Origin of the sequence: Microbacterium rhizomatis (assembly GCF_008710745.1) — a bacterium.
GTDB lineage: Bacteria > Actinomycetota > Actinomycetes > Actinomycetales > Microbacteriaceae > Microbacterium > Microbacterium rhizomatis.
On sequence record NZ_VYSA01000001.1, the window covers coordinates 1,281,943 to 1,307,923 of the forward strand.

The 25,981-nt window shown below is 69.6% G+C and carries 23 protein-coding genes; 10 read left to right on the forward strand and 13 right to left on the reverse strand.

Annotation, left to right across the window (positions count from 1 at the left end; genetic code table 11):
* Positions 1-164 precede the first annotated feature (164 nt).
* Positions 165-1,727, reverse strand: a complete 1,563-nt coding sequence (locus F6B43_RS06170; protein ID WP_150447951.1) for a glycerol-3-phosphate dehydrogenase/oxidase — start codon at positions 1,725-1,727, stop codon at positions 165-167.
* Entirely contained in the window at positions 1,724-2,362 is a 639-nt protein-coding gene (locus F6B43_RS06175; protein WP_150447952.1) for a TetR/AcrR family transcriptional regulator, read from the reverse strand. Before F6B43_RS06175 ends, F6B43_RS06170 begins: the two co-directional genes overlap by 4 nt.
* A gap of 65 nt (positions 2,363-2,427) precedes the next feature.
* Here F6B43_RS06175 and F6B43_RS06180 point away from each other — a divergent pair, with 65 nt between their 5' ends.
* Positions 2,428-4,125, forward strand: coding sequence for an FAD-binding oxidoreductase (locus F6B43_RS06180; RefSeq protein WP_211368030.1), 1,698 nt, complete (start codon positions 2,428-2,430; stop codon positions 4,123-4,125).
* Positions 4,122-5,054 (forward strand): diacylglycerol kinase, encoded by a 933-nt coding sequence (locus tag F6B43_RS06185; protein WP_150447953.1) that lies wholly within the window; start codon positions 4,122-4,124, stop codon positions 5,052-5,054. Before F6B43_RS06180 ends, F6B43_RS06185 begins: the two co-directional genes overlap by 4 nt.
* Here F6B43_RS06185 and F6B43_RS06190 read toward each other — a convergent pair.
* From F6B43_RS06190 to F6B43_RS06205, 4 genes are all read right to left on the reverse strand, one after another.
* Positions 5,051-6,343 carry an alpha/beta hydrolase gene (locus tag F6B43_RS06190; protein ID WP_150447954.1) on the reverse strand — a complete coding sequence of 431 codons (1,293 nt, stop codon included), beginning with the start codon at positions 6,341-6,343 and terminating at the stop codon, positions 5,051-5,053. The genes F6B43_RS06185 and F6B43_RS06190 overlap by 4 nt on opposite strands.
* Entirely contained in the window at positions 6,340-8,901 is a 2,562-nt protein-coding gene (locus F6B43_RS06195) for a bifunctional lysylphosphatidylglycerol flippase/synthetase MprF (RefSeq protein ID WP_150447955.1), read from the reverse strand. Before F6B43_RS06195 ends, F6B43_RS06190 begins: the two co-directional genes overlap by 4 nt.
* 96 nt (positions 8,902-8,997) lie before the next feature.
* On the reverse strand, positions 8,998-9,240 hold the full coding sequence (locus F6B43_RS06200; RefSeq protein WP_150447956.1) for an alpha-ketoglutarate decarboxylase: 243 nt from the start codon (positions 9,238-9,240) through the stop codon (positions 8,998-9,000).
* A complete protein-coding gene (locus tag F6B43_RS06205) occupies positions 9,237-9,863 on the reverse strand; it encodes a sigma-70 family RNA polymerase sigma factor (protein WP_246159873.1) in 627 nt (208 codons plus the stop codon). Before F6B43_RS06205 ends, F6B43_RS06200 begins: the two co-directional genes overlap by 4 nt.
* Before the next feature lie 150 nt (positions 9,864-10,013).
* Here F6B43_RS06205 and aroA point away from each other — a divergent pair, with 150 nt between their 5' ends.
* From aroA to bcp, 3 genes are read left to right on the forward strand one after another with little or no spacing between them, the layout of a single operon-like run.
* The gene (aroA, locus tag F6B43_RS06210; protein WP_150447957.1) at positions 10,014-11,369 is read left to right on the forward strand and encodes a 3-phosphoshikimate 1-carboxyvinyltransferase; all 1,356 of its coding nucleotides are present in this window, start codon (positions 10,014-10,016) and stop codon (positions 11,367-11,369) included.
* On the forward strand, positions 11,366-12,427 hold the full coding sequence (gene rsgA, locus F6B43_RS06215; protein ID WP_150447958.1) for a ribosome small subunit-dependent GTPase A: 1,062 nt from the start codon (positions 11,366-11,368) through the stop codon (positions 12,425-12,427). The genes aroA and rsgA overlap by 4 nt, the downstream gene beginning before the upstream one ends.
* A gap of 9 nt (positions 12,428-12,436) precedes the next feature.
* Entirely contained in the window at positions 12,437-12,904 is a 468-nt protein-coding gene (bcp, locus tag F6B43_RS06220) for a thioredoxin-dependent thiol peroxidase (RefSeq protein ID WP_150447959.1), read from the forward strand.
* 9 nt (positions 12,905-12,913) lie between these two features.
* On the opposite strand, the gene F6B43_RS06225 is transcribed toward bcp, so the two are convergent.
* Positions 12,914-13,372, reverse strand: a complete 459-nt coding sequence (locus F6B43_RS06225) for a histidine kinase (RefSeq protein WP_150447960.1) — start codon at positions 13,370-13,372, stop codon at positions 12,914-12,916.
* Positions 13,373-13,621: 249 nt separating this feature from the next.
* Here F6B43_RS06225 and F6B43_RS06230 point away from each other — a divergent pair, with 249 nt between their 5' ends.
* Positions 13,622-13,870: a WhiB family transcriptional regulator gene (locus F6B43_RS06230; RefSeq protein ID WP_055967481.1), complete on the forward strand. Its 249-nt coding sequence runs from the start codon at positions 13,622-13,624 to the stop codon at positions 13,868-13,870.
* A 162-nt stretch (positions 13,871-14,032) separates the two neighbouring features.
* On the opposite strand, the gene F6B43_RS06235 is transcribed toward F6B43_RS06230, so the two are convergent.
* From F6B43_RS06235 to F6B43_RS06245, 3 genes are read right to left on the reverse strand one after another with little or no spacing between them, the layout of a single operon-like run.
* Entirely contained in the window at positions 14,033-15,535 is a 1,503-nt protein-coding gene (locus F6B43_RS06235; protein WP_150447961.1) for a sensor histidine kinase, read from the reverse strand.
* Positions 15,536-15,545: 10 nt separating this feature from the next.
* Positions 15,546-16,913, reverse strand: coding sequence for a CpaE/TadZ family protein (locus F6B43_RS06240; RefSeq protein ID WP_150447962.1), 1,368 nt, complete (start codon positions 16,911-16,913; stop codon positions 15,546-15,548).
* Entirely contained in the window at positions 16,910-17,542 is a 633-nt protein-coding gene (locus F6B43_RS06245) for an SAF domain-containing protein (RefSeq protein ID WP_150447963.1), read from the reverse strand. Before F6B43_RS06245 ends, F6B43_RS06240 begins: the two co-directional genes overlap by 4 nt.
* Positions 17,543-17,640: 98 nt before the next feature.
* Between F6B43_RS06245 and F6B43_RS06250 the strand changes: the two genes are divergently transcribed.
* Positions 17,641-17,922, forward strand: coding sequence for a helix-turn-helix domain-containing protein (locus tag F6B43_RS06250; RefSeq protein WP_211368032.1), 282 nt, complete (start codon positions 17,641-17,643; stop codon positions 17,920-17,922).
* 105 nt (positions 17,923-18,027) lie between these two features.
* On the opposite strand, the gene F6B43_RS06255 is transcribed toward F6B43_RS06250, so the two are convergent.
* The gene (locus F6B43_RS06255; RefSeq protein WP_150447964.1) at positions 18,028-18,630 is read right to left on the reverse strand and encodes a hypothetical protein; all 603 of its coding nucleotides are present in this window, start codon (positions 18,628-18,630) and stop codon (positions 18,028-18,030) included.
* A 122-nt stretch (positions 18,631-18,752) separates the two neighbouring features.
* Here F6B43_RS06255 and F6B43_RS06260 point away from each other — a divergent pair, with 122 nt between their 5' ends.
* Positions 18,753-19,193: an Rv3235 family protein gene (locus tag F6B43_RS06260; RefSeq protein WP_150447965.1), complete on the forward strand. Its 441-nt coding sequence runs from the start codon at positions 18,753-18,755 to the stop codon at positions 19,191-19,193.
* A 9-nt stretch (positions 19,194-19,202) separates the two neighbouring features.
* Here F6B43_RS06260 and F6B43_RS06265 read toward each other — a convergent pair whose 3' ends face one another.
* Positions 19,203-20,429 carry a pyridoxal phosphate-dependent aminotransferase gene (locus tag F6B43_RS06265; protein ID WP_150447966.1) on the reverse strand — a complete coding sequence of 409 codons (1,227 nt, stop codon included), beginning with the start codon at positions 20,427-20,429 and terminating at the stop codon, positions 19,203-19,205.
* A 66-nt stretch (positions 20,430-20,495) separates the two neighbouring features.
* A complete protein-coding gene (gene secA / locus F6B43_RS06270; protein ID WP_150447967.1) occupies positions 20,496-23,309 on the reverse strand; it encodes a preprotein translocase subunit SecA in 2,814 nt (937 codons plus the stop codon).
* 220 nt (positions 23,310-23,529) lie between these two features.
* On the opposite strand from secA, the gene F6B43_RS06275 reads away from it, so the two are divergent.
* Positions 23,530-24,123: a PadR family transcriptional regulator gene (locus F6B43_RS06275; RefSeq protein WP_150447968.1), complete on the forward strand. Its 594-nt coding sequence runs from the start codon at positions 23,530-23,532 to the stop codon at positions 24,121-24,123.
* Positions 24,124-24,242: 119 nt separating this feature from the next.
* On the forward strand, positions 24,243-25,976 hold the full coding sequence (locus F6B43_RS06280; RefSeq protein WP_211368084.1) for a DEAD/DEAH box helicase: 1,734 nt from the start codon (positions 24,243-24,245) through the stop codon (positions 25,974-25,976).
* Positions 25,977-25,981 lie beyond the last annotated feature (5 nt).

Genomic DNA, 25,981 nt, shown 5'->3' on the forward strand with positions numbered 1-25,981 from the left:
TTCTCCGGAGATTGCCGTTTCTCGGGGATCTGCCGTTCTTCGGAGCACCGGAGCCCCCACGGTCCGAGGTTGCGCAGATCTCCGCGGAACGCGCCCCGCAGCCGGCTCCCCGAGCCCGAGCAACGACTGCCGACCGGCTCAGCCGACCGGCTCAGCCGACCGGCTCAGCCGACCGGCTCGACCCCCGCACGGGCGAACGCCTCCGCCGCGGCACCAGCCGAGGCCGCACGATCTGCTGCGACGAGCCCGAGCCGCGTGCGCCGGTCGAGGAGGTCGTCCACCGAGAGGGCGCCCTCGACCTCGACACCCCACTGCAGCTCTTGCGCGGTGACCCCGCGCGCGGCCATCGGCCCGTCCGGGAGCGATTCGACGAACGGCGCCTCGGCCCCGTAGCGCCGCACAGAGCGGGGCCGCGCCGCGATCTCGCCCATCCGGTCTCGGGGCCACGCTCCCGCGAGCGGAAGGGTGCGGGTGCGACTCGGCACGATCTCACCGCCCAGGCGGCGCCGGAAGGCCTCATCCACCGCATCCTGCGCCATCCGGCGATACGTCGTGAGCTTTCCGCCCACGACGCTCAGGACACCGGAGGACGACGGGATGATCGCGTGGCGCCGCGAGACGTCGCTCGTGGCATTCCGATCGCCGTCCGCATCCGTCAGCAGCGGCCTGAGCCCGGCGAACGTCGCGATCACGTCAGAGCGCTCGAGGGGTCGAGCCAGCACGCTGTTCACCGTCGCGAGAAGCATGTCGATTTCGGCATGCGTCGCAGTCGGCACATCCGGCAGGGGACCATCGGCGGGGACGTCGGTCAACCCGATGTAGGAACGACCGTGCATCGAGGGCACCGTGAAGACGAACCGGCTGTGCGACCCTCCGACGGGCACCGTGAGCGAGACATCCGACCCGCCGAGCCGAGAGGTCTCCACCACGAGATGCGTGCCACGGCTCGGACGAAGGTGCACGTCCGGATCGAGACCGCCCGCCCAGACCCCTGTGGCGTTCAGCACGGCGCGCGCCCGCACGCGAAGCCCTTCGCCGGTCACGGCGTCGCGCAGCAGGGCTCCGTCGCCGGTGAGCTCGAGCGCGTCGACGCGCGTGAGAACGGATGCCCCGTACCCCGCCGCCGTTCGCGCGATCGCCACGACGAGCCTGGCGTCATCGATGAGCTGCCCGTCCCACCCCCGCAGTCCGCCGCGGAGCGCGTCGCGGCGCACCGCCGGCACGAGGCGGATAGTCTCGTCGCGCCCGATGGCCCCCGGGGCGTGCAGCACCGCATCCGGAGTGCCCACGAAGCGGCGCAGGCCGTCGCCGAGTCCGTAGCCGAGACCCACGTATGCCCCGCGGGCGATATACCCGGGCTCGTAGAGCGGCATGACCTGCGCGAGCGGACGCGTGAGGTGCGGAGCGAGCCGGGTCATCAAGAGGTGGCGCTCCGCCGCGCTCTCGTGGGCGATCCCGAACTGCCCCGAAGCGAGGTAGCGCAGCCCGCCGTGCGCGAGCTTCGAACTCCAGCGGCTCGTGCCGAAGGCGAGGTCGTGACGCTCGACGAGAACCGTGCGAAGCCCGCGGGATGCGGCATCCAACGCGATCCCGGCTCCTGTCGCCCCGCCGCCGACGACGAGCAGATCGATGCAGTCCTCATCGCCCAGCGCCGTCAGTTCGCGTGTGCGGCGACGCGCCGTCAGCGCTGCGGAGAAGGGCGTGCGGCCGACGATGCGCGTGCTCATCCGCCCTCCTTCCGGAGGTAGCCCTCGAGCGCCCGGCCGAGCTCGGCGGCCCATGCCGGATCGTCCAGCCACTCCCGCACGAGCGGGGCCGACAGCACGGCCGACTGCGTGATCAGGAGCACCATTGCGGCCATGCGTGCGGGGTCGCCGTCGCGGATCGACCCCGCGCGCTGCGCCGCGTCCAGCCTCCGGCGCACCTCGTCGTGGATCGCGTACTGGCTCGTGCCGAGCCGGTCGAGCACGTATCGGGCCAAGAGCTCGGGATCGGTCTGGCGCAGACGGGCGATCAGAGGCATTCGGCGCACGCGGTCCGCCGCCTCGACGAGCGGCTCGACCAGACCGGCGAGTGAGACGGTGACCTCCAGGGCGAGTGGGGCGCTCCCCACCGGGACGACTCTCGCGAGCTCGCGCGTCACGAGCGCGGCGAACACCGACTGCGCGTCGGGCCAGTAGCGATAGAGCGTCTGACGGGAGACGCCGCACCGCCGGGCGATGTCGGAGATCGTGGTGCGGCGGATGCCGTGCGCGAGCACCTCGGCGAGCGCGGCATCGAGGATCACCGCTTCGGTGCCCGTGACGACGTCGGCACCGACGGCGTCGCCCGTGCTGCTCTCGGAAGGGGGACCCGTCACCATGTGACAACCATACAGAGAGTGTCGCACTGTCACATCTGCGGGTTGCGCCATGGCATACTTTCGCCATGGATGCGACGGCGCCCCCCTCACTCCCCCCCGAGCATTCGTCGCGCGGAGAGACCGGACCCCTCGCTCTTCCGACGCCGAGACCGCGCATGCAGTGGGATGCCTGGGGCGACGGCACCCACCCCGCGCACCTGCCACCCGGGGCGAAGGCGCTCGTGGCCACCGTTCTTCCCGGCCGCGCGCACCCGATCCCGCGGCGCCCCGCGCAGGACGCCCCGCTCACGCCGTCGCGGATCGCGGGGGCCGATCTCGCCGCGCTCGGAGCGATCGTCGGCACCGCGAACGCGACCCGTGACGACGGCATCCGACGGCTCCACCTCGGAGGCAAGAGCACGCCCGACCTGCTGCGTCGGCGCCTGTCGCCTGTCCAGCAGGCACCGGATGCCGTCATCTCGCCCGCCACCCACGGTGAGACGCTCCGCGTCCTCGTCGAGTGCGCCGCTCGAGGCATCGCGGTCGTTCCCTTCGGCGGCGGGACGAGCGTCGTCGGCGGCGTCGACCCCGAAGCGGGCCGTCACTCCTCGATCGTCGTGCTCGATCTCGGCCGCACCGCCGCGCTCCAGGACATCGACGAGGTCTCCCTGCTGGCCACCTTCGGCGCAGGAACCACCGGGCCCCAGGTCGAGGAGCTGCTCGGGGCGCGCGGGTACACGCTCGGCCACTTCCCGCAGAGCTTCGAGTTCGCCTCGATCGGCGGCTTCGCCGCCACCCGCTCGAGCGGTCAGGCCTCGCGCGGGTACGGCCGATTCGACGATGTCGTGCATGCCCTGCGCGTCGCGACCCCGGTCGGCGAACTCCACCTCGGCAGGGCCCCGGCGAGCGCGGCGGGACCTGACCTCCGCGAGCTCTTCCTGGGCTCGGAGGGGGCGTTCGGCGTGATCACGGAGGTCACCGTCCGCATCCGCCCCGTGCCCGCGGTCACGCGCTACGGAGCGTGGACCTTCCCCGACTTCGCCTCCGGTGCCGCCGCTCTCCGCGCTCTCACTCAGCGCGGGATCCGTCCCACCGTCCTTCGGCTGAGCGATGAGGCCGAGACCCGGGTCAATGCCCTGATGGGCGGCCACCTGACGCGTCTGCGCGGCTGCCTCGCGGTGGCGACTTTCGAGACGACGGCGACCTCCGTGGGCGCGAGCGACGACGAGGCCGCGATCGCCGCAGAGGCGACTCAGGCGATCTTCGTCGCGCACGGCGCCAAACCCCGCGGCGCCGATCCTGCCCGATCCTGGGAGCGCGGGCGCTTCGCGTCGCCCGCGCTCCGCGACACGCTGCTGGACATCGGCGTGCTCGCCGAGACGCTCGAGACCGCGGCGACCTGGTCCCGCCTGGATGCCGTCAAGCAGGCCGTCACCGACGCACTGACGACGAGTCTCATCGCCGATGGCACGAAGCCGATCGTGATGTGCCACATCTCGCACGTGTACCCGGCGGGCGCCTCGCTGTATTTCACGGTGATCGCGGCTCTGACCCCCGATCCGGGTGCCCAGTGGGCGCGGGCGAAGGATGCCGCGTCCCGCGCGATGCTCGAGGCCGGTGCGACGATCACCCATCACCACGCTGTGGGTCGCGATCACCGCCGCTACCTCCAGGACGAGATCGGTCCGCTCGGCGTCGCCGTGCTGCGCGCCGTGAAGGACGCCCTGGATCCTCGAGGGATCATGAACCCCGGCGCGCTCGTCGGCGACGGCGAAGCCGGATGAACGTCACCCTGCTCGCCAATCCTGCCGCCCGTTCCGGCGCGCACACCAGGGCTGCCCCCGAGGCGGCCGAGCGACTGCGTGCACACGGCATCCGCACGACGATCATCAGCGGCGGGAGCGCCGCCGAGTCCTCCGATCTGCTGCGCAAGGCGCTCGAGATCGGCACGGACGCCGTCGTCGTGGCCGGAGGCGACGGCACGGTGCACCTCGCGATCCAGGAGCTCGCCGGGAGCGGCATCCCCCTCGGGATCATCCCCTCGGGCACGGGCAACGACCTGGCCTCTGCCGTGGGCCTGCGCGAACTCGACGTCGCCGCTGCCGCCGACACGATCGCCGCGGGGTGGAGGCGCCGCCTCGATCTCGCCAGGGTCACGCGCGAGGACGGCACGACCGAGTTCTTCGGCAGCGTGCTCGCGAGCGGCTTCGACTCGCGCGTGAACGACCGCGCGAACGCGATGCGGTGGCCCCGCGGAGGATCGCGCTACAACATCGCGATCCTCATCGAATTCCTGACGCTGCGCGGCATCCCCTACGAGGTCGAGCTCACGCTGGCAGACGGATCGACCGAGCGCATCTCGGGTGACCTCGTGATGGCGACGATCGGCAACGGCGACACGTACGGAGGCGGGATCCCGATCTGCCCCGCCGCCGATCCGTCCGATGGGCTCCTCGACGTGACGATCGTGCGCCCCGCGGGACGCCTGCGACTGCTTCGGCTGCTCCCCCGCGTGTACAAGGGCACGCACGCGTCCGTCCCCGAGGTGTCGATGTTCCGCGTGCTCAGCGCACGGCTGGCCTCGCCCGGCGTCACCGCGTACGCCGACGGAGATCCGATCGGCGTGCTGCCGCTGGTCGTCGACGTCGTTCCGGCCGCGCTGTCGCTCTTCGCGCCCGAACCGCGCGCGTCCCGTCCATCGAGTCCTCGCTAGGGGCCGGCGAGTCCGAGCGCGTGCCCGAGCAGCGGTATCGCCCGCGCGAGGCCGCCGTCCAGCGCGGGCCCGACGTGGCCGGCTCCCGGCACCGTCTCGACGAACACGGTGAATCCGGCCGCGCGGGCGGCATCGGCGTTGGCGAGCGTTCCCGCGCCGAACTGCCCGTCATCGCCGCCGGTCGTGAAGACCGCCGTGTGACCGGCGTACGACCCGGCGGGCGCGGCGGCCATGACCGCCGCGGGTTTTGCCGCCTCGAATGCGGCGCTGTCACCGCCGAACACCTTCGCGATCGTCGCGTCGACGGTCTCCGAGCCGGGGAACTCGTTGCCCGAGACATCCAGCAGGTTGCCCCAGATCTCAGGATGCTGGCTGCCCCACAGTGTCGCGCACGCCCCGCCGTTGGAGTATCCGCCGATCACCCACGAAGAGGGTGCGTCGATGATGTTCAGGTGCGTCCTCGCCCAGGCGGGGATTCCTGCGTTGAAGTAGGTCGAGACCGCGCCGAAGGTCGTGGAGTCGTGGCACGCGGGGTCTACGGTCGGGCTGGAGAGCTGATCGGCGATGATCGTGATCGGCGCAAGGCCGCCGTGCTGGGCGGCGAAGGCGTCCATCGCCTTCGCGATCGCGTTCGGCTCGGGGGAACCCGGCTGCCCCATCATGAAGACCAGGAGCGGAAGAGGCGGCGGATCGGCCACGAGGGCGGCGGGTGGCAGGTAGATCGACGCGTCTCTCGCAGCGAACCCCGGCGAGGGGATGGCGTTCTCGCCGCTGAGCGCGCCCACTTCGCCCTTCTGGGGCATCCCCGCCGGAGGCGTCCAGCTGGTGTAGAGAGAGTCCGAGACCGGCGTGGTCGTCCTGGCCGGCAGCGAGATCGGTCCGACGGCCTGGACTCCGACGATCGCGGCGATCGTGTGGGTGATGCTGAACGCGCGGTTCACCCCGAGCGCGCCGAGGACCAGAGAGGAGAGGATCAGCAGCACGGCGATCAGGCGTCGCCACCAGGGCGCACTCCACAGCGCCGCGACCCCGACACCCATCGATCCGAGTCCGATCGCGGCCCACAGCTCCGCCGGACCGGGGATCTGCACGCCGAACGTCTTCTGCGCATCGAAGAAGGTCACCATGCCGACCGCGACCCCCGCCCCCGCGAGCGCACCGATCAGGAGACGGCGGGGATGGCGCGGCGACACCGAGGCGACCACGACGATCAGCACGGCGGTGAGGATGCCGCATCCCGGAAGTATGCCCCCGTCGATCAGTTCGAGTCCGAGGAGCCAGTAGATCACCGCGGCCCGCCGGTGGTCGTGGCGGGGCCGGCCAGCAGGTTCCGGATCAGCGTGACGTACTCCCGCGGGGAAGCGTCGGGAAGGTAGGCGCGCCCGACGGCCGAGCCGATCGCGGGGAGCGATACCGGGTCGGCGTAGGCCATGTACAGCGTCCGGTACGCGGGGTGGAACTTGCTCTTGAAGCGGAACAGGGAGGCGAATCCGTACACGGGTTCGAGGGCGGTGCCGAGCCAGCCGAGGAACGACGACAGCGTCGTCGGCTCCGGGGCCGCCTCACCGTCGGCGAGTGGCTTCTCGGCCAGAGGCGCGCCCGACAGACTCAGCAACTCGAGGCCCTGCTGCTTCATCAGCAGGGCGGCCTTGGCGACGAGGAATTCCATCACACCGTTCGGCGCGGCCGCGTCGCGGCGCATGAAGTCGAGGGTCCATCCGACCAGCACGCCGTCCCGCCACGAAGGCATCCAGCTCGTCACGGCGCGAAGGTGCCCGTGGGCATCGACGGCGAGCAGCAGGGCGACGTCCGGGTCGGTGAGCTCTTCGATGCCGCCCAGTGTGAACCCCATCTCGGGCAGGGCGCGCTCGGTCACCCACTGCTCGCTGATCGCGACGATCTGCGAGGCCATCGCCGGCGTCAGCGCGCGCCAGCTGGTCCACTGCGCGGTCATGCCCTCGCGCTCGGCTCGGTTGAGCGGGTGGCGCACCTTCTGCCACGATTTGCCGACCATCTCGAGCTCGGGAAGGTGCATGACCGTCTCCTCGCCGACCGAGGCGACGTGCCAGCCCATCTCGGCGAACGCGGGCAGATAGTCGTCGTGGATGCTGTAGAACACCGGCGTCCAGCCACGAGAGATCGCGAACTCGGCGAATCCTCGCAGCGTGTCGGCCGCTCGCTCCGCCGTGCACAGCGGGTCGGCGACGGCGAGCGCCACTCCGCCCTCGACGCGGTACGCGACAGCCGCCTGTCCGTCGTCGCTGAACCAGTGCTCGGTCCCGCGCCACGTGCCGATGAACGAGAGGGTGCCGCCTCCGCGGCGAAGAAGTTCCCGGTAGCGCGTCGAGGACTCGGCGGCGGCACCGCCGGAGCGCGTGGTGGCCCGGTAGAGGCGCAGGATCGCTATCACCGCGACCAGCCAGAAAACCACGCCCGTCCACTGATAGACGACGAGCCCCGCCCCCTGGCGCGGATAGGGCGTCTGGCCGAAGCCCTCCAGGAAGATCGGCGGGATGAACCGGCGCACCGCCTCGACGAACAGATCGGCCGGACTCGGCTGCACGCCGAAAGCCCGCGGGAAGAGCGACTCGACGAGCAGGAACACGACCACGCACATGACGAAGGCGGTGCCGATCGTGCTCCAGAGGGTGCGAACCGCCGCACGCGGAGCACGCACAAGGAATCGGCGGCGCGTGACGATCAGCGTGACGAGCACGGCGATCGGAACCCCCATCGCAGAGATCACCCACAGCGCCCACTCGAACGCCGCGCCGCCGGCGGGGTCGGTGAAGGTGACATCGCCGAGCACGAGCGAGCCGATGGCGAGCGCCGCCAGCGAGGCGTTCACACCCACGGCGATCATCCACGCAGCTCTCCGACCTGATCGCAGTCCCCATGCGGCGACCACGAGGAGGACGAGCGGCACGATCGCCAGCAGCGCCGGTCCGACGCCGCGGGTCACGAACAGCGCGAACTCGTGGTCGCAGACGCGGGCGTACTGTGCGGCGCATCGGTTCACGATCTTCTGGTCGAACTGGGCGAACGAGGTCGCCACCAGCGACAGTGGGCCGCGCCCGCCCCCGGCGACGAGAGCGGCGATGGGGCCGAGCCCGGTGACCGCGACGATCGTCGCGACCAGCGACCGCGTCTCGCGGGTGGAGCTGCTGTGCCACGGGCGGCGCGGCACTCCGCGCGCGAACAGGACGCCCAGCCCCAGTCCGGTGAGCGCGGCGAGCAGGCGATACCACGAGTCGACATCGCCCGCATAGAGCGCGAACATCCCCAGCACCGCGAGGGCGGCCACCCGGATCCGCCGACGCCAGAGGGCACCGGCCAGTCCCGAGGCCGCCAGGAGCGCCCCCGCCATCATGATCGCCGGGTCGAGCACCGTTGCCTGGGTGGCGGCGGCACTCACCTCCGGAGTATCCGAGAGCAGCAGCTGCACAGTGGCGCCCGCGAAAAGGGCGATCAGACCGGTGATGACCATCGCGAGCACGGTCCGAGCCGACCCCAGGATCCGCTCAGCCCCCGCGAGCACCGTCAGGGCGAGGATGAGCGAGACGATCGCATCCACCGGCGAGTCGGGGACGATGAGCGACGTGCCCGCGGCCCACCAGCCGGCGGGCGTCATCAACGACATCGCGCCCCACCCGAGCGCGTCGGGAACGTGGGCCCCTTCGAGGGCACCGCTGAGGGCGGACGCGACGAGGACGATGGCCGCGAAGCCGACGGCGACCGGGTTCCGCCGCGCGTAACCGCCGACGCCGGTCAGGCGACGGCGAACCCACGACGGGGCGGGCATCTCGTCATCGACCCGCTCGACCGCGTCCACGGTCGGTCCGTCCATGCACTCCCCGTCTCTCCAACGAGGAGATCCTATGACGGCGCGCTGTGCCGGCGCCCCTATCCACCTATGGGCGGGATATGCGTCAGCCCTGAGAGGTCAGTGCGTCGCCTGCACGCTGCGAAGACGGGCGATCACCTGGTCGCGCAGTTCGTCGGGAGCGGTCTCCTTGCACGCCCTCGCCACCACTTCGGTGAGAGTGCGCGCCACGAGAGCCTCTTCCTGGCACTGCGGGCAGTTCTCCAGGTGGTCGGCGATGTCTACCGCCGACGTCTTGCAGACCTCGTGCCGCAGGTACTCCTCGAGGTCGCGCCTGGCCTTGTCGCAGCCGCAATCGCTCATTTCGCGCTCCTTGTGGCGGCGGTCACGCCGCGTTCCTTCGGCGCGGCTGACTGGATGCCGCGCTCCTTCGCGTAGTCGGCGAGCAGTTCACGAAGAAGTCGTCTGCCACGATGCAGACGGCTCATGACCGTGCCGATGGGGGTTTTCATGATGTCGGCGATCTCCTGATAGGCGAAGCCCTCGACGTCGGCGAGGTACACCGCCAGTCGGAAGTCCTCAGGAATCGCCTGCAGCGCGTCCTTGACGACGGATGCCGGCATCCGATCGATCGCCTCCGCCTCGGCCGAGCGGCTGCTCGTGGCCGTGGTCGATTCGGCTCCGCCGAGCTGCCAGTCCTCGAGTTCGTCGATCGTGCCCTGATAGGGCTCGCGCTGCTTCTTGCGATACGTGTTGATGTACGTGTTCGTCAGGATGCGATAAAGCCACGCCTTGAGATTCGTGCCCTGGGTGAACGTCTTCCACGACGCGAAGGCCTTGACGAACGTCTCCTGCACGAGGTCGGCAGCGTCGGCCGGGTTGCGGGTCATCCGCATCGCAGCCGCGTACAGCTGGTCCATGAACGGAAGCGCCTGCACCTCGAACTGGGTGCGCGCGTCCGCCGGAGTATCGACCTCGTCGTTCATCACGCGTAATTCTACGTCGAGGTCCATCGCCTCCCTGTCGGCGACCTCCCACCCGAGGGCGGTGAGGTCCACAGCGGGGCGTTCCATAACGGCAGGCATCGCTCTCCTCACGGCGTCCGGTGATACGGGGGTTCAGTAGGGTAGAACACGATGAGTGGCGACGGGTATTCCCTCCCAGCGACGCGGCCTTCCCCGGTCCGCGGGGCCTGGAGCGCGCCCATCGCGACGAGCGCGCTGCGAGCGACCGTCGCCGTTCCCGGTTCGAAGTCGCTGACCAATCGCGAGCTGATCCTCGCGTCCCTCGCCGATGGGCCCAGCCGCCTGTCCGCCCCCCTGCACTCCGACGATTCCGCGCGCATGGTCGACGCCCTCCGTGCGCTCGGGGTAGGCGTCGACGAGGTCGAGGGCACCGGCGGGTTCGGACCGGACCTCGAAGTCACGCCGGTGTGGCCGCTGCGGGGTGACATCGAGATCGATTGCGGTCAGGCGGGCACCGTGATGCGCTTCGTCTCAGCGCTGGCCGGCTTCGCCCGGGGCGACGTGACGATGACCGCGCACGAGAGTGCCCTGCACCGCCCGATGGGCGCGATGATCACGGCGCTGCGCGATGTCGGAGTCGACATCGACGATGGCGGCCACTGGGCTCTGCCGTTCACCGTGCGCGGGCGCGGCCACACGCGCGGCGGCGAGATCACGATCGACGCGAGCGGTTCGAGCCAGTTCGTCTCGGGCCTGCTGCTGGCTGCCGCGCGATACGACGTCGGACTGCATCTGATCCACTCCGGCGCACGACTGCCGAGCCAGCCGCACATCGACATGACGATCGAAGCGCTCGGCCACCGCGGAGTGCACGTCGAACGTCCCGCCCCCGCGGAGTGGATCGTGCCGGCCGGGCCGATCCGCGCGAAGGACATCGCGATCGAGCCGGATCTTTCCAACGCGGCGCCGTTCCTGGCGGCGGCCATGATCGCGGGCGGCTCCGTCTCGGTCACCGGCTGGCCGGCGCACTCGACACAGCCCGGAGCGATGCTCGGCGACATCCTCACCCAGATGGGTGCGCGCGTGACGCGGAGGGGCGGCGCACTGACCGTCACCGGGGGCTCGAGCATCCTGGGGATGGATCTGGACCTCTCGGCGGCGGGCGAGCTGGCGCCGACCGTCTTCGCGCTGGCCGCCTTCGCCGACTCTCCGACGACGCTGTACGGGATCGGCCACATCCGGGGCCACGAGACCGACCGCATCGCAGCGCTCGTGGGCGAACTGCGCGCGCTCGGCGGCGAGGCGCACGAGCTCGACGACGGCATCCGGATCTTCCCCCGGGCGTTGCACGGCGGAACATGGCACGCCCACCACGACCATCGACTCGCCACGACCGGGGCCCTCATCGGCCTCGTCGTCCCCGGCGTCGAGGTCGATGACATCGGCACCACCGCGAAGACCATGCCGGAGTTCCCCGAGCTGTGGGATCGCATGCTCGCCGGCTCCCCGGAGGGCGCCCTCGCGTGAGCTGGCTCGCCGACGATGACGACGACGAGGACGAGTTCGACGAGAGCGACATCCGGTCCCGCCCGAACCCGAAGGCCAACCGCCCACGGACCAAACGGCGGCCAGCCCACGCGGATGCGCAGATCGCCCGGGTGATCGGCGTCGACCGGGGGCGCTACTCGGTCCTCGTCGAGGAGGATCTGCCCGGCGAGAGACGCGTGCTCGCCACGCGCGCGCGGGAGCTGCGGAAGATCGCGATCGTCACGGGCGATCGTGCCCGCGTGGTCGGCGATCTCAGCGGGGACGAAGGCACCCTGGCACGCATCATCGGGATCGAGGAGCGCACGTCGCTGCTGCGCCGATCCGCCGACGACACCGACCAGGTCGAGCGGATCATCGTCGCCAACGCCGATCAGATGCTGGTCGTCGTGGCCGCAGCCGACCCCGAGCCGCGGGAGCGGCTCGTCGACCGGTACCTGGTCGCGGCGCTGGATGCCGGCATCCGGCCCCTCCTGGTGGTCACGAAGACCGACCTCGCCGACCCGACCGCATTCCTCGCCCACTTCGAAGGTCTCGACCTCGAGGTCTTCACGAGCGCGCAGGCCGAGATGCCGCTCGAGCGCATCGGCGCCAGCCTCGTCGGGCACTCGACGGTCTTCGTCGGCCACTCGGGGGTGGGTAAATCCACGCTCGTCAATGCTCTCGTCCCGAGCGCCGACCGCGCGACGGGTCATGTGAACGTCGTCACGGGACGCGGAAGGCACACGTCGTCGTCGACCGTGTCTCTGCGCTACCAGGGACCGACGGGCAACGGGTGGGTGATCGACACGCCCGGCGTCCGCTCCTTCGGCCTCGGCCATGTCAACCCCGCGCGCATCATCGACGCGTTCACCGAGCTGGCGCTCATCGCCGAGGACTGCCCCCGCGGGTGCACGCACCTGCCGGATGCTCCCGACTGCGCGATCGTCGAAGCGGTCGCCGAGGGCCGGCTCGGCCCCGGCGGCCCTGCCCGCCTCGACTCGCTGCAACGGCTGCTCTCCACCTTCGCCGATCGGAAGACGCGCGACGATCAGTCCTAGGCTGGAGGCATGACCGTGCAGCTCACTCCCGGCGATGCCGCTCCCCCGTTCACCCTCGTCGACCAGGACGAGAATCCCGTCTCGCTCGCCGATCTGCGCGGGCAGAACGTGATCCTGTACTTCTACCCGGCCGCGATGACGCCGGGGTGCACCACCGAGGCGTGCGACTTCCGCGACAGCCTCGGCTCGCTCGCGGGCTCCGGCTACACGGTGCTCGGCGTGTCGCGCGACGACCCCGCGAAGCTGCGCGAGTTCCGCGAGCGCGACGGACTCACGTTCGCGCTCCTGAGCGACCCCGACCACGCGGTCCACGAGGCGTACGGCGCGTGGGGCGAGAAGATGAACTACGGCAAGCTCGTCGAGGGAGTGATCCGCTCCACGTTCGTGATCGACGCCGAGGGCGTCATCGTGCACGCGCTCTACAACGTCAAGGCGACCGGGCACGTCGAACGGCTTCGCGCGCTTGTCGGCGCCTGAGCGACGCGGTCAGCCTCGACGGCGCTCTGCCTCGTCCGGCCCCTCGTCCGCAGGGCCGCCGGCGCCCGGTCGGCCCCGCCCCTGCGCCGCCGACCTGTCGGCACCCGCCCTCCGCGCGGCCACGATGAGCAGAGCGAGCGTCAGCACGGCGGGCACCGCGAGCGCGAGAGCGATCAGAGGGTTCGCGTCCGCGCCCGTCACGGCGCCGAGCGCCACGGCGAGGATGAGCAGCTGCGACACGATGCCGCCCGACCGACCCCAGGACTGACCCCGGAGGATGGCGAGTGCGAAGGCGAGCAACGCCACGGCCCCGACGGCGGTCAGGACGATGAGGGCGATGCCACTGGTCGGGTCACCCGCATCCCCACCGGAGAGCGCCAGCACCTGCGCGATCACCAGGACGACCACAGCGACTCCTTCGAGTCCTACGATCACGCCAGCCGCTCGCGCGCTCGAATGTGTTCTCATCGCCACGATCCTCTCGACGCTCGGCGCCGTCCTTGTGCGAACCCGCCAAGGCCTGCGGGCAATGCTCAGCTGATCCCGCACATTTCCCGAGAGAAGGCCCTTGATTCGGCCCTCGTGCTGTGGAAGCATTGAACAAGCCGTGTGCTCCCACAGCGAAGTGGGGCGAGCTTCGCTCGCACATCTCACAGGGTACCGGACCCGAATCGGGTACCCGGACTCTCACCGACTTCGTCATCAAGGAGCACCACCATGGATTGGCGCGACAAATCCGCCTGCCTCACCGTCGACCCCGAGCTGTTCTTCCCCGTGGGGAACACCGGTCCGGCTGTCGATCAGATCGAGAAGGCGAAGTCCGTCTGCGCTCGCTGCACGGTGACCGAGGTCTGCCTGCAGTACGCCCTCGAGACCGGTCAGGACTCGGGCGTCTGGGGCGGTCTGTCCGAAGACGAGCGCCGCGCCCTCAAGCGCCGCGCCGCCCGCGCCCGCCGCGCGAGCTGACGCGGCCCGCCGCACCCTCTCCCGCCGCACCCGCTCCCGCCGAGCCACCCCTCTCCCGCCGAGCCACCCTCTGATGGTCGGTGACGAAGGGGTGGTTCGATGCGAAAGGCGTGGGTGGGCGCCCCCGCGTTGAGGACGCGTGAGCGGCATATCGCAGCGAGCTCAGGAAGCGGGTTCGGTGCCCCGGGCGATGTAGCGCAACGGGATGTCGATCGTGACCTCGGTGCCGCTTCCGGTGATCGTGTGCCAGTCGATCGTGCCGCCCAGCTCACCCTGAATGAGCGTGCGCACGATCTGCGTCCCGAGCCCCTGCCCGACATGCCCCTCGGGCATGCCGACGCCATTGTCGCGGACCCGCACTTCGAGCCGTTCCTCACTGCGCCGGGCGATGATCTCCACCTCGCCCTGCTGACCGGCGAGACCGTGCTCGACGGCGTTGGTGACGAGCTCCGTGAGGGCGAGCGCAAGCGGCGTCGCATATTCGCTCGGAAGGGTACCGAACTCCCCCGACGTCGTCGTGTGCGCGCGGGTCGTCGGTGCCGCAGCGACTTCGGCGGCGAGCTTGAGCACCCGGTCGAAGACGTCGTCGAAGTTGACGTTCTGGGCGAGCCCTTCTGAAAGCGTGTCGTGCACCACCGCGATCGCCGACACGCGTCGCATCGCCTGCGTCAGAGCCTCTCGTGCCTCATCCGAATGAGAACGGCGGGACTGGATGCGCAGCAGCGAGGCGACGGTCTGCAGGTTGTTCTTCACACGGTGATGGATCTCGCGGATCGTCGCGTCCTTGGTGATGAGTTCCTGCTCCTGGTGGCGGATCTCGGTGACGTCGCGGCTCAGCACGATCGCACCGATCCTCGTCCCGTGGTCGCGGAGCGGGATCGTCCGCAGCGATACGGCGACCCCTTGAGCCTCGATGTCGGCCCGCCACGGCGCGCGCCCGGTCACGACCAGAGGCAGAGACTCGTCGAACTGGCGCGTGGACGGCAGGATGCGGGTGGTCACCTCGACGAGGGACTCGCCCTCGAGCTCGTCGTCGAACCCCATCCGGTTGAAGGCCGACAGGGCGTTCGGGCTGGCGAACGTCGTGATGCCGTCGACATCGAGACGGATGAGCCCGTCGGAGGCGCGCGGGGCTCCGCGGCGAGGCGAGGTCGGCGCTGACAGGTCGGGGAACTCTCCCGAGGCGACCATCCGGAACAGGTCGTCCGCGCAATCGTTGAAGGTGATCTGCTGCCGGGACGGGGTGCGGGTCTCGCCGAGGTTGGTGTGGCGTGTCAGCACACCGACGGTCACGATCGGCCCGCCGGAGCGCGGCTTCTCTCGGACGATCGGAACGGCTCGCACGCGGGTCGGGGTCTCTTCGAACCAGTCGGGAGACGCCGAATCGACGATCTGGCCGGTCTGGAACGCGTCGCGCACCTGCGTACGCCATTGCGGCCGGACGCGGTCACCCACGATGTCGCGGTAGAACAGCGTGGCGGCGCCACCAGGACGGGTGTGGGCGACCGCGACGAACGAGTCGTCCGATGTGGGCACCCAGATCACGATGTCGGCGAAAGCGAGGTCGGCAAGCAGCTGGCCGTCGCCGGCGAGTCGATGGAGCCATTCCACGTCGGCTTCGCTGGAGCGGCCCTGGGCGTAGACGAGATCGCTGAGGGTCGACACGCGTTCCAGCCTAGAGTCTGATGCGATCCTCCGAGTGCGTGGTCCCGGCCGGACGTACCTGCTCGTCCACTTCGTGCGCGGGACGGACACGGCGACGGAGCCCGCGTCGCCGTTCGCGGCCGGGATCGTGATCGGGACCGGGATCGGGATCGGCCGGATTCGCGGCAACGGGGGCGACAGCCTCCCCGACGAATCTCCGCAATGCGAGAGTGAATGACGATCGCGGAGCGACCGACGCGATCGGGCGGGCGGCCAGGAGCGCGGCATCCGCCGCGCGCGGGTCAGCGGGCAGGAACCAGGCATCCTCGATCCCCGCGAATCGGTCCAGCGCGCGGCGGATCTGTCCGCGCGCGTCGACACCCAGCGAACCCGGCCGGAGGCGATTGGCCACCACGACGACACGCGTGGAGCCGATCGCCGCCCGCAGGTCGGCATAGCCGCGGATGAAGCGGGCGATGCCGACCGGGTCGGCACCGGCCACCGCGACCACCAGATCGGCAGCGCACAGCGACGCCAGGGTGGCGGCATTGCGGCGGGGACCGCTCAGATCGCTCATGATCTCTTCATCGCGCTCGAGCGATGAGGAGACGTCGATCACGGTGTGATCGACCCAGTCCCGGCATGCGGCGAGCGCGGTCGTCACGCGCGCCTCGCCGAGCTCGGGCCAGCGCGAAGGGCGGTTGATGCCGGTGAGCACCTCAACCCCCTCCTCCAGCGGCGTGGAGATCCGGGTGAGTTCGCGCGAGTCGAGTCCGCCGAGCGCGGCCTGCCGGCAGGCCGCGGCAAACCCGGGGCCTTCGTCGGCCATGCCCAGTGCGAGCGCGATCGAAGGGGCGTGCGTGTCGGCATCCACCAGACCCACCCGCCGGTCGCCCCTGGCGAGCTCCATCGCCAGCTCGATCGCCACCGTCGAGCGACCGGGCGCACCGGCCGGACCCCAGACCGCGATCACGGGCGCGGCCCGCACGACGACAGCTCGCCGCGCGATCGGGGCCGGAGCCGAGCCGGACATCTCCGCGATCCGCCAGGGTTCGGCGTCCAGCGTCATCGCCGGGCCGAGACCGAACGCCTCTGCGAGCCGGGTGTCGGCATCCGTGTCGCACAGCGGCAGGATGCGCGCTCCGAGCCGATCGCACAGCGCAACGACGTCGGCCGTGAGGCTGTGACGCGTGACGTGGAGCACGATGGCATCCGCCTCTGCGACGTGCGGGACCACCGTCGAAGAACTGGCGACGCGGTCTGCGTCGCGCGTGACCGCGGCCGCCGCGTGCGCGAGAGCGGATGCCGGGACCGTCGCGAGCACATCGACCCGTTCTCGCGCGAGTCCGTCGGCAAGGACCTCGCCGCGCGGTCCGTCCACCGCGACGAGCACCCTCATCGGCCGGCGCCGGCCGCGGGCACGATCGACAGCGCAGCCTCCGCTGCCATCGCGGACAGCACGGCGGCGACGTCCTCACGCGGGATCACCAGTTCGAGCGCGGACGAGCCTCCACCGATCATCGGTTCGTCCTGCGCGATCGATGACACCGTCGCGTCGCCCACCAGGACGCGCGGGCTGTCGTACGCCCCGCCCTCCAGCCGCGGCGCCGACCAGAGCTCCACGTCGGTACCGATGGCGACGGACGAGGGGACGTCGACCGTGCTCCGCACGACCACCGTCGTGACGCTCGAGGCACTCAGCGACCCCACGGCGCTCTGCGGGACGAGCTCACCTGCCTCGATCGTGCGGGTCGCCACCTGATCCTCCTGCCGCGCCGTGGGGGCGAGATATGCCTCTCCGGCCTGACCGAGTGCGACCTCGACCACCCGGATGGCATCGCCCGAGAGACTCTCCCCCGGGACGATCGTGCGCGCGGCCGCGAAGACCGGCACGGTTTGGCGCGCCGAGACGACCACGAACCACACACCCGCCACGGATGCCGCGATGAGCACGATTCCGAGGAGGAATCGTGCGTCGCTCCAGAAGGCACGCGGTCGTCGACGGGTGGAGGTATCGAGCACTGTCATGCGCTCCATCGTCGCCTAATCGCCCCGAGGGCCTCGCGCGTTATCCACAATGGGGTGTCGCCTCGGACCGCACGACAGGTCTCGACGATAATGGGGGGATGCCCGAAAGCCCGTCGCCCGAGGCGCGCATGCTCGCTCCCGCCCAGGTGGCTGAAGTGCTCAATGTGTCCGTCGACGAAGTGATCGCGCTGGTGATCGACGGCAGCATCCGCGGTGTGCGAGTAGGCGTTCCTCCCCAGTGGCGGGTGGAGCAGAGCAGCCTCGCCGCCTACCTCGACGATCGAGCTGAGGAGGTTCGCCGCATGGCGCTGTGGGAGCAGTCCAACGCCGCGAGCTTCCCCGAGCTATGGGGGACAGGCGTCATCCGCAATCCCGATTGATCACGTGCGGGGCCGGCTGCCGCCGCGCCGCGCACGCTCTTCCACTCGCCATCGCCCCGCCCCGGCTTGTGGCCGCCCGGTTCGGTCGCTGCCTGCCGATACCCCCTAGATGAGCGGGGACGCGATCTCCGGCCGGACCCAGGCGACGCTTCCGAAGGGCACGATGCGGTGACCGCTCACCAGCTCGGCCCTGCGCGACACGCCCGGGTCGTGCAGGGCGATGTCCAGATGATCGGCTCCGGCGCGATCGATCGTTCCGGCCAGCGTGGCGCCATGGACACGATGGATCGTCACGGCCAGGCGTCGGCGCACGAAGTCGCGAAGTACGAATCCGAACGTCATTCGATCGGCGAGCGCCGTAGACCCTTCTACGGGGCGTGCTGAGCGCAGAAGGTCGGCATGCGGCATCCCGATCGCGCAGATCGCGCTCAACGGAACGACGATGCCCCGGTGCTGACCCGTCGGGTCGATCGCGGCCCAGTCGGCACCGACACCCGATACCTCGCCGGAGAAGATCGTCCCGTCGACGAGCTCGAAGGACGCGACGACCTGCGCGCGGTCGCGCGAGGCGATCGCGCGCAGGCGATCGCGCAGCATGACGCGCGACAGGCGGAGACGTTCGGCCTCGCTGTCGAGCGCAGCGCGTTCCGCCTCCCACTCGGAGCAGAGCTGGTCTTCGAGATCTTCGAAGAGGCGATCCCAACGCACTCCAGAGACCCTAGGCGAATCTTCGGGACAGTGTCGCGGTCTTTCCACAGTTTGCAGCCATAGTAATAGGTGATATATTTCGAGTTCTAATATTCTGACATCCACACAGAGACAGGTATCCGATGGCGTCCACGCCGGCAGCCCCCGATCGTGTTTCGTCCCTCTTCGGCGACGCACGCGAGATATCCGAGTTCTTCGCAACACAGCGCACCCGATTCGATCTCCTCCCCGATCCCGAGCCGTTTCTCCGCAACCTCACGCGTGGTGTGCTCGAGGTGCTCGCAGGTGTGCGAGAGGTCGACCAGCTGGCTCGTTGGATGACGGAAGACGCCTACCGCAAGCTGGTCACCCGGGCGAACCTCGCGACGCGCGCACGCAGCGCACGCGGGGTTCCGGCATCCCGTGCCGTTCACGCGATCCTCTCGGTGCACTGTTCGGCCCCGAGCGACCACGTGGTGGAGTCCGTCGTCATCGTTGCGGGGCCCGCCCGTACGCGGGCGGTCGCCATCCGGCTCGAGGGTCTGGATCGGCGCCGGCGCGCCACCTCACTCGCCCTGCTCTGACCGGGGCGGCTACTGCCGGTACGACGACAGGAAGTTGCCCAGCCGCTCGATCGCCTCGGTGAGCACCCTGGATTCGGGCAGGGTCACGATCCGCACGTGGTCGGGAGTGGGGAAGTTGAAGCCGGTCCCCTGCACGAGGAGGACGTGCTCGGCCACGAGGAAGTCGTACACGAACTTCGCATCGTCGCGAATCTCGTGCACCTCCGGATCGAATCTCGGAAACGCGTACAGCGCACCTTCAGGTTTGACGCACGTCACGCCCGGGATCGCCTCGAGGCCCTGCCACGCGGCGTCGCGCTGCTCGTGCAGCCGCCCGGACCGCGCGATCAGCGCGTCGATCGACTGCACACCCGAGAGCGCGGCCTGCACGGCGTGCTGGGCGGGGACGTTGGGGCACAGCCGGGTAGAGGCGAGCAGGTTTATCCCCTCGAGGAATCCGGCGGCGTGGGCCTTCGGCCCGGTGATCACGAGCCACCCCGACCGGTAGCCGGCAACACGGTACGTCTTGGAGAGCCCATTGAAGGTGAGGCACAGCAGATCGGGCGCGACGGTGGCCATCGGGATGTGCTGAGCACCGTCGAACAGGATCCGGTCGTAGATCTCGTCGGCGAGCAGCAGAAGCGAATGCTCCCGCGCGACCTCGGCAATGCCTTCGAGTACCTGACGGGAGTAGACCGCGCCGGTGGGGTTGTTGGGGTTGATCACCACGATCGCCTTGGTACGGGGGGTGATCTTCGACCTGATGTCTTCCAGATCGGGCTGCCACCCGTTCTGCTCGTCGCACAGATAGTGCACCGGCGTTCCGCCGCCGAGACTCGTCATCGCCGTCCACAGGGGGTAGTCCGGGGCGGGAATGAGAACCTCGTCGCCCTCGTCGAGAAGCGCTTGCATCGTCATCGTGATGAGTTCGGAGACACCGTTGCCGAGGAACACATCGTCGGGGTCGACGGTGGGGAAGCCGGTCAACTGCTCGTACCTGTAGACGACCGCCCGACGAGCCGAGAGGATGCCACGGCTCTCGCTGTAGCCGTGCGCATGAGGGATGGCGGCGATCATGTCGCGCACGATCTGAAAGGGAGCGTCGAATCCGAAGGCGGCGGGATTGCCCGTATTGAGCTTGAGGATGCGATGGCCCTCCGCCTCGAGGCGCCCGGCCTCGACGAGCGCCTGCCCGCGAATCTCGTAGAGGACGTCTTTCAGCTTCGACGATTGGTCGAGCGTGCGGAGGGGGCTCATCGATTCAGGATAGTCCCGGGCTGATGCGGCCAATCGACGGGCCGTGGACCGGGCGAAGGCCGCCGGTTACTTGCGCTTGTCGGCGGCGCGCCGCTCGGAACGATTCTGCGGAGCCGGCGCTGCGGCGGGCGTATCGGTGCGCTGCCCGAACGCTCCGCGCGTGGGCGCGGGCTCAGGCGCCTTCGACGCAGCCGCAGCAGCGGCAGCGGCCTGCCGCACGCGGTTCGTCGACCCCTGCTGCACCTGGCCGCGGTCGTTGCGCACCTCGACCTCGCCGGCATCATTGGCCGCCGAGTACTCGAGCCGCTGACCTTCGACGGGAACGGCGCCCAGACCCTTCGCCTCGACCTGCGGGATCGATTCTTCGCCGTCCACCGGGCGACGGACTTCGACATCGAGGTTGTACAGGTAGCCGACGGACTCTTCCTTGATCTGGCCCATCATCGCCTGGAACATCTGATACCCCTCGCGCTGATACTCGATGAGCGGGTCGCGCTGTGCCATCGCCCGCAGGCCGATGCCGTCCTTGAGGTAGTCCATCTCGTACAGGTGGTCGCGCCAGCGGCGGTCGAGCACCTGGAGCACCACGCGACGCTCGAGCTCACGGGTCGCGGCTGCGCCGAGGTTCTCTTCGCGCGCGCGGTAGGCGATCTTCGCGTCCGAGAGGATCTCGCGCTTGAGCCCGTCCGTGGTGATGCGGCCCTTCGTGCCGGCCTCGGCGACGACCTCGTCGATCGTCACGCTGACCGGGTAGAGGGTCTTCAGCTCGGTCCACAACGCGTCGAAGTCCCAGCTCTCGGTGTGCCCGCTGCCGGTGTGGTCATCGATGACGGCGTTGATGGCGTCCTCGATGAAGTGCTGCACGCGGTCGGCGATGTCATCGCCTTGGAGCATGTGCCGACGGTCGGAGTAGATCGCCTCGCGCTGTCGGTTCAGGACGTCGTCGTACTTCAGGACGTTCTTGCGGAGCTCGGCGTTGCGGGCCTCGACCTGCGTCTGCGCGCTGCGGATCGCGCGGGAGACCATGGTCGATTCGATCGCGACGTCGTCAGGGAAGTTGGTGCGCGCGAGGATCGCCTCGGCCGCACCCGACTGGAACAGACGCATGAGGTCGTCCGTCAGCGACAGGTAGAAGCGGCTCTCGCCCGGGTCGCCCTGACGGCCGGAGCGACCACGCAGCTGATTGTCGATGCGGCGTGATTCGTGACGCTCGGTGCCGAGCACGTAGAGGCCGCCTGCGGCGACGACCTCGGTGCTCTCACCGGCAACGCGCTCACGCATCTCTTCGTAGACGCTCTCCCACTCGGCTTCGTACTCTTCCGCCGTGTCGATCGGATCCAGCCCGCGGGCTTTCATCTCCTGGACGGCGAGGAATTCGGCGTTGCCCCCCAGCATGATGTCGGTACCGCGCCCGGCCATGTTGGTCGCGACCGTCACGGCACCCAGACGCCCGGCGCGGGCCACGATCTCGGCCTCGCGCGCGTGGTTCTTCGCGTTGAGCACCTCGTGCTTGATGCCCTTCTTCGCAAGCAGGCGCGAGAGGTACTCGCTCTTCTCGACGCTCACCGTGCCGACGAGCACGGGCTGGCCGGACTCGTGGCGCTTGACGATGTCTTCGACGACCTGGGCGAACTTCGCCTGCTCGTTCTTGTAGACGAGGTCGGACTGGTCTTTGCGGACCATCGGCCGGTTGGTCGGGATCGGCACGACACCCAGCTGGTACGTCGACATGAACTCGGCCGCCTCTGTCTCGGCGGTACCGGTCATGCCGGCGAGCTTGTCGTAGAGGCGGAAGTAGTTCTGCAGGGTGACGGTGGCCAAGGTCTGGTTCTCGGCCTTGACCGGCACCGCCTCCTTCGCTTCGATCGCCTGGTGGATGCCCTCGTTGTAGCGGCGTCCGACGAGGATGCGCCCGGTGTGCTCGTCGACGATCATGACCTCGTCGTTCATCACGACGTAGTCGGTGTCGCGCTTGAACAGGGCGAGTGCCTTGATCGAGTTGTTCAGGAACGAGATGAGAGGGGTATTGGCCGACTCGTAGAGGTTCTCGATGCCGAGGTAGTCCTCGACCTTCTCGATACCGGGCTCGAGGACGCCGATCGTGCGCTTCTTCTCGTCGACCTCGTAGTCGACGCCGGGCTCGAGTGTCTTGGCGATCTTGGCGAACTCGACGAACCAGCGGTTGGCCTCACCCGATGACGGCCCCGAGATGATGAGCGGGGTGCGCGCCTCGTCGATCAGGATCGAGTCGACCTCGTCGACGATCGCGAAGAAATGCTCGCGCTGGACGAGGTCCTGCGACTGCCACGCCATGTTGTCGCGGAGGTAATCGAAGCCGAACTCGTTGTTCGTGCCGTACGTGATGTCGGCGAGATACTGCTCGCGCCGTACGTCGGGGGTCTGCCCCGCGACGATCACGCCCGTGGTCATGCCCAGAGTGCGATAGACGCGGCCCATCAGCTCGGATTGGTAGCTCGCCAGGTAGTCGTTCACCGTGACGATGTGCACGCCCTTGCCGGCGATCGCGTTGAGGTATGCCGCGAACACCGCGGTGAGCGTCTTTCCTTCACCGGTCTTCATCTCGGCGATGTTGCCGAAGTGCAGGGCCGCGCCGCCCATGAGCTGGACGTCGTACGGGCGCTGGCCGAGGGTGCGTTTGGCGGCTTCGCGGACGGCGGCGAACGCTTCAGGCATGAGCTGGTCGAGGGTCTCACCGGCTGCCAGGCGCGTGCGCAGCTCTGCGGTCTCGCCCCTGAGCTCGTCGTCGGTGAGCTGGGCGTAGTCCTCTTCGAGGGCGTTGACGGCCTTCACGACCTGCTGGAGACGGCGAAGGATGCGACCTTCACCGGCACGGAGCAGTTTCTCGAGAGGATTGGCCACGAAGGAACTCCATCTGTCGGGTGGTGGCGCGGTCGAAGCGCCGGAGCCGTCGCGCTCAGCGCTCGGGCATACGGGCCTATGTTACCTGCCCGTGACCTTGGAATGGGCTGGGCAAAGGACCGAGGGCGGCGGAGATGATCCGCGCAGGAGTGCTCCGATGATTGCCCGGCATGCATATACTCGGCACCTGCCGTACCTGCCTGGACCGATCGGAGTGACGATGTCCGTGCGATCGAGCCTGCTCGCGATTCTCGACCAAGGGCCCTGCTACGGCTATCAGCTGCGCACCGAGTTCGAACGGCGTACCGGATCGACGTGGCCGTTGAACGTCGGTCAGATCTATCGCACGCTCGAACGGCTGGAACGTGACGGCCTCGTCGCCAAGGGCGAGACCGATCCCCAGGGCCACGTCTACTACGCGATCACGGACGCCGGCTCCGCCGCGGTCGCCGAATGGCTGACGGGGCCCGGCGAGAGCGCGCCCGCGGCGCGCAGCGACGTGGCGATCAAGATCGCCGTCTCCGCGACCCTCCCGGGCGTGGATGCGGCGGAGGTCGTCGCGGCGCAGCGGCGCGAGACGGCGTCGAGGCTGGAGACCCTGAGCGCATCCCGAGACGGGAACGAGATCGGGAAGGATGCCGGCCCCCTGTGGTTCGCGCGTTCGCTCATCGCCGATTCGCAGGTGTTCGCCGCTGAGGCGGAGCTGCGCTGGCTCGACCATGTCGCAGCGCTGCTGGCCGAGCATCCCGACCGCGAGATGAACCTCGAACCGTCGTCGGCGAGACCCTCACGAGGCCGCCCGCGGACCCGATGACGGGTGCCGGATGCCTCGATCGCGGCATCCTGTCGTCACTCAGGCGCGAACCACTACCCTGAATTGTGTCCACTGACGATGTCTCGATCGAGGCCGAGGCTCCTGCAGAGCCCGCCGCGATGACTTTCTCCGACCTGGGACTGGGCGATGCCGTCCTCAAGGCGCTCAGCGACGTCGGCTATGAAACCCCCTCGGCGATCCAGGCGGCGACGATCCCGACGCTGCTCGCGGGCCGCGATGTGGTGGGGCTCGCCCAGACCGGCACGGGCAAGACTGCCGCGTTCGCGCTCCCGATCCTCGACCGGCTCGACGTCTCGCAGAAGAGCGTTCAGGCGCTCGTGCTCGCCCCCACGCGCGAGCTCGCCCTGCAGGTGTGCGAGGCGTTCGAGAAGTACGCCTCACATGTGAAGGGCGTTCACGTGCTCCCCGTCTACGGCGGCCAGGGCTACGGCGTGCAGCTGTCGGCCCTGCGGCGCGGCGTGCACATCGTGGTCGGCACCCCCGGCCGCATCATGGACCACCTCGACAAGGGCACGCTCGATCTGTCGGAGCTCAAGTACCTCGTGCTCGACGAGGCCGACGAGATGCTCAAGATGGGCTTCGCCGAGGACGTCGAGACGATCCTCGCCGATACTCCCGACACCAAGCAGGTGGCGCTGTTCTCGGCCACGATGCCCTCCGCGATCCGGCGCATCTCGCAGCAGTACCTGAACGACCCCGAAGAGATCACGGTCAAGACCAAGACCACGACGTCCGCGACGATCGCCCAGCGCTATCTGATCGTGTCGTATCAGCAGAAGATCGACGCGCTCACCCGCATTCTCGAGGTCGAGAACTTCGAGGGCATGATCGTCTTCGCCCGCACGAAGAGCGCCACGGAGGAGATCGCCGAGAAGCTGCGCGCGCGGGGGTACTCGGCGGCAGCGATCAACGGCGATATCGCTCAAGTGCAGCGCGAGCGCACGGTGAACCAGCTCAAGTCCGGCAAGCTCGACATCCTCGTCGCCACCGACGTCGCCGCCCGTGGCCTCGACGTCGAGCGCATCTCGCACGTCGTGAACTTCGACATCCCGACCGATCCCGAGTCGTACGTGCACCGCATCGGCCGCACCGGCCGCGCCGGTCGCTCGGGCGATGCGATCAGCTTCGTCACCCCCCGCGAGCGTGGACTGGTCAACGCCATCGAGCGGGCCACGCGTCAACCCCTCACGCTCATGCAGCTGCCCACGGCCGAAGACGTCAACGTCACGCGGCTCGCGCGATTCGACGACCGCATCACCGCCGCGCTCGGCCAGACCGAGCGGATCGACGGCTTCCGCGATGTGATCGCCCACTACGTGCGCAACCACGACGTGCCCGAGGTGGATGTCGCCGCCGCGCTCGCGGTCGTCGCCCAGGGCGAATCTCCCCTCCTGCTCGAGCCTGAGCCGGCCCGGCCGAAGCGCGAGTTCGAAGACCGCGGCGATCGCGGAGACCGACCTGGCCGATTCGACCGCGACGATCGCGGCGAACGGCCCGAGCGTCGGGCCCGGCCGACGAGCGGACCTATGGCGACCTATCGCATCGCCGTCGGCAAGCGGCACCGCGTGGAACCCCGTCAGATCGTCGGCGCTCTCGCGAACGAGGGCGGCCTCGGGCGCGGCGACTTCGGCGCGATCCAGATCCGGCCGGACTTCTCGCTCGTCGAGCTGCCCGCGAACCTGCCGCGCGAGACACTCGACCGCCTCACCGGCACGCGGATCTCGGGCCAGCTCATCCAGCTCCGGCTCGACACGGGCGGCCCCGGCCGGCGTCAGAGCGATGACCGCCCTGCGCGGAAGCCGCGACACAAGGACGGCCCCGGAGCGTCCTGAGGGGC

Excerpts from the sequence above, each read along its gene's own strand:
- F6B43_RS06280 (WP_211368084.1), top strand. The coding sequence starts at position 24,243 with ATGACTTTCTCCGACCTGGGACTGGGCGATGCCGTCCTCAAGGCGCTC.
- F6B43_RS06200 (WP_150447956.1), bottom strand. The coding sequence starts at position 9,240 with ATGAGCGATTGCGGCTGCGACAAGGCCAGGCGCGACCTCGAGGAGTAC.
- F6B43_RS06185 (WP_150447953.1), top strand. The coding sequence starts at position 4,122 with ATGAACGTCACCCTGCTCGCCAATCCTGCCGCCCGTTCCGGCGCGCAC.
- F6B43_RS06265 (WP_150447966.1), bottom strand. The coding sequence starts at position 20,429 with ATGAGCCCCCTCCGCACGCTCGACCAATCGTCGAAGCTGAAAGACGTC.
- F6B43_RS06275 (WP_150447968.1), top strand. The coding sequence starts at position 23,530 with ATGTCCGTGCGATCGAGCCTGCTCGCGATTCTCGACCAAGGGCCCTGC.
- F6B43_RS06195 (WP_150447955.1), bottom strand. The coding sequence starts at position 8,901 with ATGGACGGACCGACCGTGGACGCGGTCGAGCGGGTCGATGACGAGATG.
- F6B43_RS06230 (WP_055967481.1), top strand. The coding sequence starts at position 13,622 with ATGGATTGGCGCGACAAATCCGCCTGCCTCACCGTCGACCCCGAGCTG.
- bcp (WP_150447959.1), top strand. The coding sequence starts at position 12,437 with ATGACCGTGCAGCTCACTCCCGGCGATGCCGCTCCCCCGTTCACCCTC.
- F6B43_RS06240 (WP_150447962.1), bottom strand. The coding sequence starts at position 16,913 with ATGAGGGTGCTCGTCGCGGTGGACGGACCGCGCGGCGAGGTCCTTGCC.
- F6B43_RS06260 (WP_150447965.1), top strand. The coding sequence starts at position 18,753 with ATGGCGTCCACGCCGGCAGCCCCCGATCGTGTTTCGTCCCTCTTCGGC.
- F6B43_RS06225 (WP_150447960.1), bottom strand. The coding sequence starts at position 13,372 with ATGAGAACACATTCGAGCGCGCGAGCGGCTGGCGTGATCGTAGGACTC.
- F6B43_RS06175 (WP_150447952.1), bottom strand. The coding sequence starts at position 2,362 with ATGGTGACGGGTCCCCCTTCCGAGAGCAGCACGGGCGACGCCGTCGGT.
- F6B43_RS06180 (WP_211368030.1), top strand. The coding sequence starts at position 2,428 with ATGGATGCGACGGCGCCCCCCTCACTCCCCCCCGAGCATTCGTCGCGC.
- F6B43_RS06250 (WP_211368032.1), top strand. The coding sequence starts at position 17,641 with ATGCCCGAAAGCCCGTCGCCCGAGGCGCGCATGCTCGCTCCCGCCCAG.
- F6B43_RS06245 (WP_150447963.1), bottom strand. The coding sequence starts at position 17,542 with ATGACAGTGCTCGATACCTCCACCCGTCGACGACCGCGTGCCTTCTGG.
- aroA (WP_150447957.1), top strand. The coding sequence starts at position 10,014 with ATGAGTGGCGACGGGTATTCCCTCCCAGCGACGCGGCCTTCCCCGGTC.
- F6B43_RS06170 (WP_150447951.1), bottom strand. The coding sequence starts at position 1,727 with ATGAGCACGCGCATCGTCGGCCGCACGCCCTTCTCCGCAGCGCTGACG.
- F6B43_RS06205 (WP_246159873.1), bottom strand. The coding sequence starts at position 9,863 with ATGAACGACGAGGTCGATACTCCGGCGGACGCGCGCACCCAGTTCGAG.